This window comes from Cellulophaga sp. Hel_I_12 (assembly GCF_000799565.1).
Lineage (GTDB): Bacteria > Bacteroidota > Bacteroidia > Flavobacteriales > Flavobacteriaceae > Cellulophaga.
This window is the reverse complement of record NZ_JUHB01000001.1, coordinates 1,058,208-1,072,417: the sequence shown is the minus strand read 5'-3', so window position 1 is coordinate 1,072,417 and position 14,210 is coordinate 1,058,208. Positions and strand designations below refer to the sequence as shown.

The window sequence follows — 14,210 nt, the reverse complement described above, 5'->3', positions numbered from 1 at the left end:
TTAGATAAAAATCTCAACAAAATTCCTTTATTTGATTTTGGTATTTTATTTGTTTGAAATGATTGAAATCGCAATAGATTTCAAATTTGAAATAATGTTTAATTTAAATTTTTTAATTATGAACAATTTAGCAACTGTTCCTAAAAACGGAAGTTTAGCGAACAGAAATTCAAATCAAAACTTCCCTACGGTGTCAAACTGGTTAGAAGATATCTTTAACAGGGACCTATCATCAGTACTTACCTCAAATTTCAATACTGCCATTACTTTACCTAAGGTGAATATCAAGGAAACTGCCGATGCCTTTATGGTGGAAATGGCCGTACCAGGTTTAAAGAAATCAGATTTCCATATTGACCTCGATAATGAAGTATTATCTATTTCTACAGAAACGAAGGAAGAAAGTGAACACAAGGAAGAAAATTATACCCGTAGAGAGTTTGGTTATTCCTCGTTGAAAAGAACTTTTACTTTACCAGAAAGTGTAAATGATGAAAAGATTAATGCGAGCTATGAAAATGGTATTTTGAATATTCTTTTGCCGAAAAAAGAAGAGGCCAAACAAAAGCCTGCCAGAAGTATTAAGATTTCATAATTGTTTCACTAATTTTTTGAGTAAAATAATGAGAAGGATGCTGATTTATTCAGCATCCTCTTAATAATCAGTTTAATTCTTTAAAACTATATCGTTATGCCAAGAAAGTTTAAATCTGGGGATTGGGTAAAAGTTAAAGGAAAACTTACCGCTCCAAAAATGCAAGTTCTCAAATATGTTTCAAAAAAAGATTCAATACTTGGATTAGTAGATAATGATACTTATTTGGAATGTATTTGGTATAAAAGTGGTGAAAGAAATTGTGAAGTGTTCCACCAAAACAAATTGATTAAAACCACAGAAACTGGTGGACTGTTCAGGACATTTTTGCCAACGCCTAAATTAAGTTTAACTTAAAATCTAAAGTGATGAAAAAGTATATTTTGTTTTTTATGGTTGGATTGTTAAGTAATAGTTGCAACGGACAAAAAAATGAACAAAAAACAGAAACAAAAGAGAGTGATAGTAAATTAGTTGAACAACCTAAAGGAACTTGGAAAGTCAATAAGGAATTTGATGAAAATGGTAATATGATAAGGTATGACAGTATTTATTCGTGGTCATCCAATGACGAATTCGATAGTCTTTCTTTGTCCGATAAGGATAGTTTGATACAATCTTTTAAATCCAGATTCTTTAAAAATTATTCAGGATTTGAAAATGAAGGTTTTTCAGACGTGTTTTCTCAAGATTCACTTTTTAGCAAACGTTTCTTTAATGATGATTTTTTTGGAAGTAATTTTGGTAATGACTTTATGGACATTGATAAATTAAGGCAACAAATGATTGCAAGACAGAAAAACTTTTTAGAAAAATGTCAGTCTGAACTTATTAAACCTAAAGACGAAAACTAAATAGTTTTCGTCTTTTTTTCTTTTGAGTTTGGGTGTTTTGTTTGCATTTTGACTAATATATGGATATCAGTATTATTACTAATAACCATAAAATTAGTTGCCCTAAAATAGTTGAAAAAAGTTACATAGAAATAGTTTTACTACACATTTTGTAAGCGATTTACCCGTCATTCTACCAAAGGTTTAAAATTATCGATAAAAGGTAGTTTTAAGTAGCCTATCATAGCCCTTTATTTTAGTAAAAACGAAGACTTGCAGGAGTTTATTCCTCGGGCTTTATCCCCATCAAACTGCCTTGAAAAAGCTTGTAAATACGTTTGTATTCATCCGTCCAGCTACTAGGTTCTATAAAACCGTGGCGCTCTAACGGGTATACTGCCATTTCCCAATTCGGTTTTTCTAATTCTATTAGGCGCTGTGATAGGCGCACCATATCTTGAAAATGAACATTATCATCAATCATCCCGTGTAAAATGAGTAAATCACCTTGTAAGCCGTCTGCGAAATAGATAGGAGAGCTTCTACGATACGCCAAACTATCGGTTACTGGCGTATTTAAAATGCGTGCGGTATAGCCGTGATTGTAAGCTGCCCAATCGCCCACAGAACGAATCGCAGCACCTGCTTTAAAAGTGTCTGGCTCGTTAAACATACCCATAAGGGTAATAAAGCCGCCATAAGATCCACCATAAATGCCTATTTTATCTTTATCAATGCCGTAGTTGCTTACCAAATACTCCGCGCCATCTACATGATCTGATAAATCTTTGCCTCCCATATGTCTATAAATTCCAGTACGCCAGTCACGACCGTATCCGGCGCTTCCGCGATAATCAATATCTAAAACCGTATAACCATTATCTACCAAGAAGTTGTGAAACATATACTCTCTAAAATAGCTACTCCACCATTGGTGTGCATTCTGTAAATAGCCTGCGCCATGTACAAAGATAACGGCACCTTTATTTTTCACCTCGGCCTTGGGTTGGTATAAACGGGCATAGACTTCGGCCTGATCATCTGCTTTAAACGTAATGATTTCTGGGGCGCGCCAATCGTAATTTTTAAATTGTGTTGTGGTCGATTGTGTAATTTGTTTTGGAGCTTCCGTTTTTTTAGAAAAAACAGGATTTGTAGTAAGGTATAATTCCGTTGGTTTGTTGGAGTAGGAATATAAAATCGCCATAGATTTTTCATCAGGGGATAATATTACCTCGTTGTTTCCCACCATGGTGGTTAATTGCTGTAATTTTCCACCATTTAAAGGCATGGTATAAAACTGACGGTCTCCTGGGTGGTTTTTATTGGCGGTAAAATACCAACGCTTTTCATCTTTAGCTAAAAACGGATCGTAAATTTCAAAATTACCCGACGTTAGTGCGTTTACTTTTTTGGTCTTTACATCCATGGTATGGAGGTGCGAGTAGCCTGTTTTTTCAGATTGAAACCAAATGCTTTTATCATCAGGCATCCAACCCATAGCGCCTCCGGAATACCCCCCAATACCAGGACCAGCAACCCAAGCTTCGTTATGTTGTTGATCTAAATTGGTAATCGTTCCATCTTCAGCATTCAATAACACCAGCCAACGGTCTTTATAATCGTTGGTATTGATGTCTAAAACCGCTTTTGTGCCGGCATCATTCCAATTAGGACCGGAGATGTACCCGATTCTATTCTCGTTCTTATAGGTTTTATCAGGGTAGTCTTTGGTGTATTCAGGAATATAATCTAAACCTTCTAGATTGTCTAAAACTACAGGGTACACCTTGTTATTCTTGATATCATAAATGAACATTTCGTAGGTGGTGGGATCATCACCCACTTTGGAACGTGTATTTTCATTCTCGGTATAGCCAGATTCTGTAACATAATCGGGCATGATTGTACCGTCATTTTTGGCTCTTTTTGCAGCAACATAGGTCACGTAATCACCATTCGGACTCAATTGTTGATTGAAGATAGATTTCCCATCCGTATAGATTTCTAAAGGTGCTTTTTCTTCGCGATTTTCTCTTATTTTTTGTCGCTCATCACGTTTTTCTTTGCGCTCTCGAAGCACATCAAACAGTGCCAATTGATCATTTTGTAGCCATTCGTCTTTGGCATTTTTCTTTTCTATTTTTTCTTTTCTATCCGTAAAATTTGTGATTTGAGTGGTTGCTCCAGTAGCAATCGACCAAGTATAAATGTCTCCGCTTTTTGTGTACGCAATTTCAGTTTCATTTTTTACGAAATAAGGATTACTCTCGTAATCTTTAGTGTTCGTAATTTGAAACCTAGTATTCTTACTTAAATCGCTGATAAAAATATCGCCAGAATTGGCATACACTTTTTTTGTTTTGCTAGTGTTCAGATTGAAAGAACGTGAAGGAAGATCTTTTTCAATAGCGTATGCTACCTTATTCGTTGTTGCTGTTTTTAAAGAATATCCGTAAAGGGAATCGCTCGTGGCCCCTACAGGATTCCAGTCAAAATAAATGGTACCGCCGTCTTGAGACCAGTTTACACTTGAAGGTAAATGACCCACAAAAGTATCGCCTTGCATAATTTCTTTAATCGTTAAGGGCGATTTATTGTATTCCTGTGAAAAAATAGTGATGGTAAAGCCTAAAAATAGAACTAAAAAAAGTGAGAAATGCTTCATGGTAAAATAGCGTTTTAAATAGATTTTTCTAAAGATTGAAAGATACTACTTTTAGAAAATTAAGGCTAGCATTACTATAAAATTTTTGCGTTTCCAAACTGTTTTAAATTGTGCATCCCCCAAAGCATAAAGATGAATTCTAGCACAAGGCCAACCATAAATTGCTGTGAAACACCATCAAAAATGGTACTTACGAGACGTCCAAAAGCGAGTCCGCCCATAAATAAAATATTAAGTAAGGTGGCAGTTTCCCAATACTTCTGATGCACTATGCCATATACCCAAAAGCCACCTATCGCTAAATACAAGCCCATAACCGCTCTTAGTATGTTTTTTAAATCGATAGCAACAACATCAAAGCCAAAAACATAAGGCATAAACACACTTGGATTTCCTCCATACACAAAACTCACACTGATCACGACAAGCGCAGACAGGAGTAGTTGCAGGTTTTTATATTTTGGGTTTTTAAGGAGGTTCAATTTATATTTTTGTTTTAGAAGTTTATAATTGTCATTTCTAGCATCAAAAGACCTATCGAAGATTGAACGTGAAATTTGAAATCAAAATACCGTTTAATCTTTACGCATAGCAATACATTACAACTCAAACACATCACAAATCCGTGCCACTCGAAAACCTTTGGCTAATACATTTTTTGTGGCTTGGCTTTCAGTGTCTAGAATAGGATTGGTATGGTTAAAATGTATAAAAATTACTTTTTGTTGTTCTGTTTTGCTTAGCGTTTCAAACTTTTTAAGACTTTCACTAATAAATGGATGCGGAATTTGTGAAATATCTCTAGTATTTATTTCTTCTCCACTGTAAAAGGTGGCATCTAAAAAAGCATAATCTACCTTCTTAATTTCTTCTAATATATTTTTATCCCATTTTTCCCATTTATCAATATCAGGAATAAAAAGTGCCGTTTTATTAGGCCCTTTTATATAATAACCCACCGTTTCAGAAAATTCATCACGATGTGGTACTAAAATAGGTCTAATGGTTATTTCTGGGGATAGAGCTATGCCTTCCTCATTTTGTAGCGGACTTAATTGAATATTATTGTTTTGCACCAGCTGACTCCAAGGACCGTTGGTGTTTAGAAAGTCTGCCATTTTTGGCATGGCATAAACCGGAACTTTATTTGTATTTGCCGCTTCTTTCCCTAAATACATGAGTCCCGTATAATGACCAATATGGGCATGAGTAAGAAAAATACCATCTGGTGTTTCACTATCGTTTTTAGGTAGGTAGTTTTTTAAGGTTTTTAATTGGGTGACGATATCTGGAGTGGCTTCAAAAAGGTATTTCTTGTTGTTTTTGGGGTCTATAAGTCCTAATGAAACTACTTTTCTATCCGCATGAGGATTCTCAAATAAACGAGTACAACAATCTTTTTTACAGCCTAAATGTGGAGCACCACCGTCTTGTAGCGTACCTAAAACAGTGATAAAAACATCGGATGGGATTTCGGTTTCCACATTTTTTTCTGAAATTTTTGTGTCGTTACAACTTATAAAACAATAAAAAAGAAATACATACTTAAGAACCTCTATAGATTTAATCATATAAATGATAAATTAAACACCCCATTCCGTATGAAAAATACCATCCATGTCGTTACGTTCATAGGTGTGTGAGCCAAAATGATCGCGTTGTGCTTGAATTAAATTTAGTGGTAATGTACTAGAGGTATAGGCATCAAAATAGGTCAGTGAATTGGATAATCCAGCCATCGGAATTCCGTTTGTTGCGGCATAAGCCACTAACTCACGAGCTGCGGGCACTGCTTTTTGTACTTGCGGTATAAAAGCAGGTGATACCAATAAATTTTCTAAATTTTTATTAGCTGTGAAGGCTTTTGAGATATCGGCTAATAATCCCGCTCTAATGATACAACCAGCACGCCATATTTTGGCAATCACCGATACATTTAAATCGTATTCATAGGCTTTTGAGGCATCAGCTAATTGATGTAAACCTTGTGCATAGGTCGTAATAAAGGCAAAATACAAGGCCTCTTCCGCCATCGTAATCATTTTGTCTTTGTTTTGTTGCGTTGGTGTTGGGCGGGCGTATAGTTTGTCAGCGGCAACACGCTCCTCTTTCAGGGCTGAAATTTCACGCATACTAACCGCAACATCTATTGTTGGGACGGGAATTCCCAAATCCATGGCATTTTGAGACGTCCATTTACCAGTACCTTTTTGTTTGGCTTTGTCTAATATTTTATCGATTAAATCAGCATTTGTTTTATCGTCTTTTTGCTTAAAAATTTCTGCTGATATTTCAACCAAAAATGATTGGAGCCGGCCTTTATTCCAAGTATCAAATACTTGATGTAATTCTTGATTGCTGAGTCTTGCTGATTTTTTTAAAACGTCATAAATTTCCGATGTTAATTGCATCAAACCATATTCGATTCCATTGTGCACCATTTTCACATAGTTTCCAGCAGATTTTGGTCCTAAATAAGCCACACAAGGTTCACCTTTATATTTCGCCGCTACCGCTTCAAAAATAGGTTTTACATGACTGTAGGCTTCTTTATTTCCTCCAGGCATAATACTTGGACCTTTTCTTGCGCCTTTAGCACCACCAGAAACACCGGCACCAAAAAAGTGAATCCCTTTTTCTTGTAAATAAGTTTCTCTTCGGTCCGTGTCTGTAAAAAAAGAATTTCCACCGTCGATGAGTATATCGTTTTTCTCTAAAAGGGGTAAAAGACTTTCGATAACCGTATCGACAATTTTGCCCGCGGGTACCAAAAGCATTATCTTGCGCGGTGTTGCTAAGGCCTGCACAAAAGTCTTCATATCACTGGAGGCATTAACACGTTCCAAAGCTCCGCCTTCAGTTTTTAGGGCATCCACTTTTTCTTGGTCTAGATCGTGACCAAAGGCGCTAAAATCATTGTCAGCAACATTCAATATAAAATTACGTCCCATGACGCCTAACCCTACTAATCCAAAATCATAACCTGCATGCTTCATTTATATAATTGTTTAATACCTAACGAAAGGTGTAAATATTGTGTTAAGTGCCATGCTAAACTATTAAAAACTGTAAATTAGTCTTAATTTAGCATTACTATAAGTTCAAAATTACTGAACTGAATTCAACTTTTGGTACAAAAATTAAAATTAGATCAAAAGTGTACTAAAAAAACCATAGGACCTATATGCAAAAAACGAACAACCAAATGCTTATTATCTTTGGTGCTTCAGGAGATTTAACAGCACGAAAATTAATACCAGCCATTTACAGTTTATACAAAGGAAAGCATTTGCCTGAAAATTTTGTTGTTTTAGGGACGAGCAGAAGTGCTCTAACCGACGGCGAGTTTCGAAAGAAGGTAGTACAAGAAAGCACCTATCTTTCAAATAAATTAGAGAAGGAAGATTCGGATTTTATCAACACATTTTCTGAAAAAATATTTTACGAGGATATCGGGGACAATTATGAAACAAACTACGGTCGTTTAAGCGCACGTATTGGAGATTTAAATAGGAAATACGAAACCAACGACAATTATATATTTTATCTTTCTACACCGCCTAGTTTGTACGAAATTATTGCTAAAAACTTGTGTGACGCTGGTTTAACGAATGAAGATGAAGGTTGGAAGCGGATTATTGTAGAAAAGCCTTTTGGGTATAGTTTAAGCACTGCTAAAGAGTTAAATACAGGATTACAGAAATATTTTCATGAAAATCAGATTTATAGAATAGACCATTATCTGGGTAAAGAAACTGTTCAGAATTTATTGGTTACCCGCTTTGCGAATTCTATTTTTGAGCCTTTATGGAATCGAAATGCGATTCACCATATCGAAATTACGAATGCAGAAACAGTAGGCGTAGAGAAAAGAGGTGGTTATTACGACAAATCGGGCGCTTTACGCGATATGTTTCAAAGTCATTTATTGCAGATTGTTTCATTAATTGTCATGGAGCCCCCTATAAATTCATCGGCTGAAGAAATACGGAATGAAAAAGTAAAAGCTTTAAAATCATTGCGCATTATGACCGATGAAAAAATTCTTTCGGAAAATACCATCAAAGGTCAATATATCGCCTCCAAACTAAATGGAGAAAGATTAAAGGGATATCGAGAAGAAGAAGGCGTAGATCCGAACTCTAAAACTGAAACTTTTGCCGCGGTAAAGTTTTTTGTAGATAATTGGCGCTGGAAAGATGTCCCGTTTTATGTGCGTACTGCCAAACGTATGCCTACTAAAGTGACAGAGGTAGTAATTCATTTTAAAACGCCGCACCATCAAATTTTTAAAGACCAAAATCTCGGAAATAAGGATAATAAACTGATCATCAGGATTCAGCCTGATGAAGGTATTTTGATTAAATTTGGTGTAAAAGTACCTGGACAAGGCTTTAAAGTGGAGCGTGCAAACTTAGATTTTTATTATTCTAGTTTAGCAGATTCGAATATTATGCAGGCCTATGAACGCTTATTGTTAGACTGTATGCAAGGTGATGCCACACTCTATGCCAGAGCCGATGAAGTAGAAGCCGCTTGGGCTTTTGTGGACCCTATTTTAGATTATTGGGAAAATGGAAAGGAAGTAAAAACCTACGGCTATTCTGCCGGTGTTTGGGGACCTAAAAATTCTGATGATTTAATTGAAGGTAGCTTAGGATGGCGAAACCCTGGTGAACAATTAATAGATGATGACGGTTTTTGTGAAATTTGTTAAATTGATACTATGCAAGTAAGAATATACCCAACAAAACAAGAAGTAGCAGTCAAATTTTCAATCTTTTTTGCTGATTTGGTGGCATCAAATAAAACCTTGAATGTTGCTTTATCAGGAGGAAGTACTCCAAAAATAGTGTTCGATTATTTGGCGGAAAACTACTCAGATTTAGATTGGACTAAGGTTCATTTTTATTGGGGAGATGAACGTTGTGTACCACCGACAGATGACGACAGTAATTATAAAATGACGCTAGCACATTTACTCTCTAAAATTGCCATACCAGAACAAAATATTCATAGAATACAAGGAGAAAACGATCCTCAAAAAGAAGCCGTTCGATATAGTGCTGTTTTAGAAAAAGAATTGCCAAGTGAACACAAAATTCCCAAATTTGATCTCGTCATCTTAGGCATGGGTGATGATGGGCATACCGCTTCTATTTTTCCACATGAAATTCAACTATGGGAGGCTAAGAACCACTGCGTGGTAGCGCTTCATCCGGACTCGGGTCAACAGCGTGTGAGCATCACGGGGTCTATTATTAATAATGCCGATCTGGTGGCTTTTTTAGTTACCGGCGTTAGTAAAACCAAAAAAGTACAAGAAATTATTAAAGAAACAGGAGACTTTAAGAAGTATCCTGCTACCTTAGTGAAACCAAGCTCTAGAAAGTTGATTTGGTTTTTAGACGAAGATGCAGCCGCAGGTATTCGTTAAAGGTCTAATTTAATATTTTCGGTAGCTAAGCCTGCTAAATGCTCCTCAATTTTAAAATTGGCAGGATCAAATCTTGAACTTCTGGAGGTCGCCTCTGTTTTCCTTTGAATACTTCTGGCATAGCGTCTGGCTCCTTGTATATCATTCACAATGAGTCCAGGAACAGGAATGCTTTTCCCGTTTATATCTTTAGCCACCATTGTAAAATAAGAGGAATTACAATGCTTCTTTTTTCCGGTGGTAATGTTTTCCGATTCTACCCGAACGCCCACTACCATGGATGTTCTGCCTGTATAATTCACTGCCGCTTTTAAGGTCACCAATTCACCAACCTCAATAGGATTTAAAAAATCTACCTTATTTACGGATGCCGTTACACAATAACTGCGCGAATGTTTAGAAGCGCAGGCAAAAGCAATCTGATCCATTAAATTTAAAATATGGCCTCCATGGACTTTACCTCCAAAATTAGAGTGTGAGGGCAGCATTAATTCGGTGATGGAAACACGCGATTCTTTTGATGTTTTATAGTCGTTCATAGGGTGGAGCTGTGTTTATGCCTTGTGTACTAATTTTGTCTTGAATTGCAATGAAGTGCTTTAATCCCTGATGGTTTCAATAGGCTATGGTCTAAATAGTAAGCTACCTATTAATTTCCAAAATGAGGGGATTTTTCTTTCTGTACCTTAGTGATAAAATACCGTGTATCGCCTAACCAAAAGAAGGTTCTATAACGTTCTACGTAATTTAACTTTACATACTGTCCCTGATATTCCTGTAATTGGTCAATGACTTCTTGATCTTTATCTAATACCGAAAACGAAAATATTTGAGCGCCTGAAATGCCTTGACTAATTTCGCCTTCCCAAGTTTTAATGGCAACACCTTTGTGGCTTATTTTAATGAGCTCTCCAGAACGTAAACCTTCGCTATAAGGCACAAAATAGATAAATGCATAATACGCAGCAAAGCCTACGAGTAGAACCGTAATGATAAGGCCGAGAATTTTTTTCATAGTTTGATTATGGGTTATACGTTAAAAATAAGGTACTGTAGTTTTTCTGGCAGCATCTAGCGCAGATCGTTTTTGGGCTCTTCCACATCCTCATCGCTATCGTCGTAAGCTCTTTTTAAAAGGTTTTCAGGAATTGATTTTTTGGCCTTGGCACCCATTTTCTTCAATTTTTCGATGCTAGAAACAATGTTACCACGTCCCTCAGTTAGTTTATTCATAGCCCCTTTATATTCTCCTTTGGCTTCGTCCATTTTTTTACCAACTTTAAGTAAGTCGCTTACAAAACCTTCAAATTTATCATAAAGCGCCCCAGCTTGTCGTGCAATTTCAATAGCATTACGTTGTTGTTTTTCGTTGTTCCACATGCTATCTATGGTACGTAGGGTAGCCAATAGGGTAGAAGGTGTTACAATAATGATATTCTGTTCAAATGCCTTGTTGTACAGTGAATTGTCATTGTTAATCGCGACTGCAAATGCGGGTTCAATCGGGACAAATAATAGAACAAAATCAGGACTCTCCATGGCATACAAATCTTCGTATTTTTTAGCGGAAAGCTGATCCACATGACGCCGTAGTGAATTGATATGATCTTTTAAAAATTTTTCTTTAAATTCATCTTCTGCATTTACATAACGCTCGTAATCCGTTAATGAAACTTTAGAATCTACGATCATTTTTTTACCGTCAGGTAAATTAATAATTACATCAGGCAATACTCTTGAACCGTCTTCACGGGTAAAACTTTGTTGTACGGAATATTCCCTGTCTTTCTCTAATCCAGATTTTTCTAACACCCGTTCTAAGACTAATTCGCCCCAGTTTCCTTGCATTTTACTATCACCTTTTAAGGCCTTCGTTAAGTTTTCTGCTTCTTGAGTAATCTTTAAATTTTGTGTTTGTAGGTTGGCCAATTGCTCTTTTAGAGCTGAATGCATCCCCACACTTTCTTTTTGACTGTCATCAACCTTTTTTTCAAAAAGGAGAATTCTTTCTTGCAGCGGCGTTAAAATATTCTTGATATTCTCTTTGTTCTGTTCTGTGAATTTAGAACTTTTTTCGTCTAGAATTTTATTCGCAAGATTCTCAAATTCTTTCGTAAATTTTTCTTGTAATTTTTCAACTTCTTGTTTTTGTTCGGTGTTCTTTTGTTGAAGATTCTCTAAATCTGCCTGGTATCGGGTAATCTGATTTCCGAGCAGTTCTTTTTCGTTGCGGAGCTCCGTTTTAGCTTCTTCAGAACGAACTCTAATTTCTGCAGTGTCTTCTTTAGCTTTAAAGAGCTGTTCTTCTAAACTGCTGATGTTTTGTCGTAGTTGCTGTTCACGCTCTACTAAAGCACTCTGTGTGGAGGTCGTTTTTAATTTTTGTATGTAATTTCCTATGAAAAAGCCAATAGCCAAACAAGGGATGATGATGCTAAAATAGATAAGGTATTCGTTCATGGTGCTAAAATCAAAAAAGTAAAGATACTTGATTGTCGTTAAAAACTAGGCTGCAAATTATCAAAAACTATAAACAAAAGCACGACTTATTTTATTTTAAAACTCCCGGAATTTGCATCAAATTGAATCATATCTGTAGGAAATAATTTTTCAAAATGGGCCTCTTTAATCAATTCACAGGGTTGTCCAAAAACACTATTTTCTTTATTTAGTATCAACATTTTATCACAAAGCTGAATCGCAACTTCAATTTCATGGGTCGTAAATAAAATGGTTTTATTTGTTTTGTGTGCTATATGTTTAAGTAGCTTTAGGAGCTGCACTTTATGATATAAGTCTAAATGTGTAGTAGGTTCATCGAGAAGCATTAAAGGTGTATCTTGAGCCAAGGCCCTTGCAATCAATACACGCTGTAACTGTCCGTCGCTCAACTCGTAACATCGTTTATGTTGTAGTGCTTCAATCTCTACCAATTGAATCGCCTCTTTTGTTTTTTCTTTGTCTTGTACGCTTAGGGTTCCAAGCCAATTGGTGTAAGGTTGTCTGCCCAATGCAATTAATTCAATAACGCTTAAATTTTTTGTTGCTAAGCCTTCGGTAAGTACCAAGCTAATTTTAGAGGCCAGGTGCAGGGTAGAGTAGGTCGAAAGCTCTTTGCCGTCAATCATGATGGCTCCTGAAAGTTTTGGTTGTACAGCTCCAATAGTGCGGAGCAAGGTAGATTTTCCGATTCCGTTGATGCCGACAATGGCCGTTAATTCTCCTTGAATCAAGTCAAAAGAAATACCATGAGCCACAACAGTTTCATGTTTTTTGCTTTTATACCCTATGTTTAGGTTTTTGATTTCTAAGGCTTTTTCTTTCACTATGTTGTTTGTTTCAAGTTTCAAGTTTCAAGTTTCAAGTTTGAGTTTTGTTTCATGTTTCAAGTGATGATTACATTGACTAATTTTAAAAAAAATCAAATTATAAAATCTTAAAATCATCATTATAACATTAGTTACATTGTTAAGTTATCACATTAATTAAATCTTCAAATCAAACAATTGTTATATTAATCATAATGGGTTCTTAGATATGATTTTTTTGAACTTGACACTTGAACTTGCACTTTTTTCAATGTACATTTTCATTCAATATAAGTTCTATCAACTAAATTTCATTCAACTTTAAGACTTTCGACATTAGACTTTTTGACTCAATATTAAAAAACCATTTTTCTTTTTCGAATTAACAACCAAATCACCACTGGAGCACCAATGATACTTGTAATGGCATTAATCGGTAATACACTTGCTGATGTTGGCAATTGAGCTATAGTATCACAAACCAGCATTAAGATACCCCCATAAATACATACAGCGGGTACTAAAATTTTATGATCCGTAGTATTGAATAACTGCCGGGTTAAATGGGGAACGGCCAAACCAATAAAAGCAATAGGACCTGCAAAGGCGGTTATGGCTCCCGCTAATAAGCCTGTAGCCATAATGATAATAAAACGTGATTTTTTTAGTTCCACGCCCAAACTTTGTGCGTAATTTTCTCCTAGCAAAAAGGCATTTAATGGTTTGATGGATATAATACTTAAAAATATACCAATACCAACCAGAAGGCTTAGCAAGGCTAATTGAGACCAAGAGAGTCCACCTAAGCTTCCAAAACCCCAATAAATGTATTGTTGTAGTTTTTCAGCCGAGCTAAAGTACGAGAGTACACTTACCACGGCACCAGTGATGCTTCCAAACATCAAGCCTATAATCAAGAGCGACATGGTGTCTTTTACCTTTGCTGCTACCGATAGTACGGCTAATAAGACCAGAAAACTTCCTAAACTAGAAGCGATAGCCAAACTGACATCATTAAATAGTGAAAAAGAAAAAATACTAGAAAAAATACTAGCCCCCATAATTAAAAGTGCAGCACCTAAACTTGCTCCTGAGCTAATGCCTAAAACAAAAGGCCCTGCCAATGGGTTTCTAAATAAGGTTTGCATCAATAAACCACTAAGTGATAAACCACTACCTACTAGAATGGCGGTAAAGGCTTTAGGAATCCTAGAATCCCAAATGATATAGGTCCAAGATGTATTTGAAGTATCGCCACCAAAAAGAATAGTGAAGGTGTTTTTTAAGGGAATCGTAACAGAACCTAAACTAATATTAACAAACACAAGAGCTATCATGAGTAGTGTAAGCAACATAAAATACAGACGAT

At 36.0% G+C, this 14,210-nt stretch carries 14 protein-coding genes; 5 read left to right on the top strand and 9 right to left on the bottom strand.

Going from position 1 to position 14,210, the window contains the following annotated elements; translation table 11 throughout:
* The first annotated feature begins 118 nt into the window (after positions 1-118).
* From GQ45_RS04965 to GQ45_RS04955, 3 genes are all read left to right on the top strand, one after another.
* Positions 119-595, top strand: a complete 477-nt coding sequence (locus GQ45_RS04965; RefSeq protein ID WP_047420053.1) for an Hsp20/alpha crystallin family protein — start codon at positions 119-121, stop codon at positions 593-595.
* A 96-nt stretch (positions 596-691) separates the two neighbouring features.
* Positions 692-952, top strand: coding sequence for a hypothetical protein (locus GQ45_RS04960; protein WP_052188123.1), 261 nt, complete (start codon positions 692-694; stop codon positions 950-952).
* An 11-nt stretch (positions 953-963) separates the two neighbouring features.
* Positions 964-1,449 (top strand): hypothetical protein, encoded by a 486-nt coding sequence (locus GQ45_RS04955; protein ID WP_047415593.1) that lies wholly within the window; start codon positions 964-966, stop codon positions 1,447-1,449.
* A gap of 262 nt (positions 1,450-1,711) precedes the next feature.
* Here the strand turns inward: GQ45_RS04955 and GQ45_RS04950 are convergent, their stop codons facing one another.
* From GQ45_RS04950 to gndA, 4 genes are all read right to left on the bottom strand, one after another.
* A complete protein-coding gene (locus GQ45_RS04950) occupies positions 1,712-4,096 on the bottom strand; it encodes a prolyl oligopeptidase family serine peptidase (protein ID WP_047415590.1) in 2,385 nt (794 codons plus the stop codon).
* 74 nt (positions 4,097-4,170) lie between these two features.
* On the bottom strand, positions 4,171-4,578 hold the full coding sequence (locus GQ45_RS04945; RefSeq protein ID WP_052188122.1) for a DUF4345 domain-containing protein: 408 nt from the start codon (positions 4,576-4,578) through the stop codon (positions 4,171-4,173).
* 117 nt (positions 4,579-4,695) lie between these two features.
* Positions 4,696-5,580, bottom strand: a complete 885-nt coding sequence (locus tag GQ45_RS04940) for an MBL fold metallo-hydrolase (RefSeq protein WP_231555154.1) — start codon at positions 5,578-5,580, stop codon at positions 4,696-4,698.
* Positions 5,581-5,679: 99 nt separating this feature from the next.
* Positions 5,680-7,092: an NADP-dependent phosphogluconate dehydrogenase gene (gene gndA / locus GQ45_RS04935; RefSeq protein WP_047415582.1), complete on the bottom strand. Its 1,413-nt coding sequence runs from the start codon at positions 7,090-7,092 to the stop codon at positions 5,680-5,682.
* Between the two features lie 188 nt (positions 7,093-7,280).
* Between gndA and zwf the strand changes: the two genes are divergently transcribed.
* Together zwf and pgl are read left to right on the top strand one after the other, a co-directional pair.
* Positions 7,281-8,813 carry a glucose-6-phosphate dehydrogenase gene (gene zwf / locus GQ45_RS04930; RefSeq protein ID WP_047415579.1) on the top strand — a complete coding sequence of 511 codons (1,533 nt, stop codon included), beginning with the start codon at positions 7,281-7,283 and terminating at the stop codon, positions 8,811-8,813.
* 9 nt (positions 8,814-8,822) lie between these two features.
* Positions 8,823-9,533 (top strand): 6-phosphogluconolactonase, encoded by a 711-nt coding sequence (pgl, locus tag GQ45_RS04925; protein WP_047415578.1) that lies wholly within the window; start codon positions 8,823-8,825, stop codon positions 9,531-9,533.
* On the opposite strand, the gene GQ45_RS04920 is transcribed toward pgl, so the two are convergent.
* The 5 genes from GQ45_RS04920 to GQ45_RS04900 all read right to left on the bottom strand — a co-directional run bounded on the left by GQ45_RS04920 (position 9,530) and on the right by GQ45_RS04900 (position 14,178).
* Positions 9,530-10,072 carry an acyl-CoA thioesterase gene (locus GQ45_RS04920; RefSeq protein ID WP_047415576.1) on the bottom strand — a complete coding sequence of 181 codons (543 nt, stop codon included), beginning with the start codon at positions 10,070-10,072 and terminating at the stop codon, positions 9,530-9,532. The two genes, pgl and GQ45_RS04920, sit on opposite strands and share 4 nt — an antisense overlap.
* A gap of 110 nt (positions 10,073-10,182) precedes the next feature.
* Positions 10,183-10,548 (bottom strand): hypothetical protein, encoded by a 366-nt coding sequence (locus tag GQ45_RS04915; RefSeq protein WP_047415574.1) that lies wholly within the window; start codon positions 10,546-10,548, stop codon positions 10,183-10,185.
* A 56-nt stretch (positions 10,549-10,604) separates the two neighbouring features.
* On the bottom strand, positions 10,605-11,993 hold the full coding sequence (rmuC, locus tag GQ45_RS04910; protein ID WP_047415572.1) for a DNA recombination protein RmuC: 1,389 nt from the start codon (positions 11,991-11,993) through the stop codon (positions 10,605-10,607).
* Between the two features lie 86 nt (positions 11,994-12,079).
* Positions 12,080-12,883, bottom strand: coding sequence for an ABC transporter ATP-binding protein (locus GQ45_RS04905; protein WP_052188121.1), 804 nt, complete (start codon positions 12,881-12,883; stop codon positions 12,080-12,082).
* A 314-nt stretch (positions 12,884-13,197) separates the two neighbouring features.
* The gene (locus GQ45_RS04900) at positions 13,198-14,178 is read right to left on the bottom strand and encodes a FecCD family ABC transporter permease (RefSeq protein WP_369798271.1); all 981 of its coding nucleotides are present in this window, start codon (positions 14,176-14,178) and stop codon (positions 13,198-13,200) included.
* Positions 14,179-14,210 lie beyond the last annotated feature (32 nt).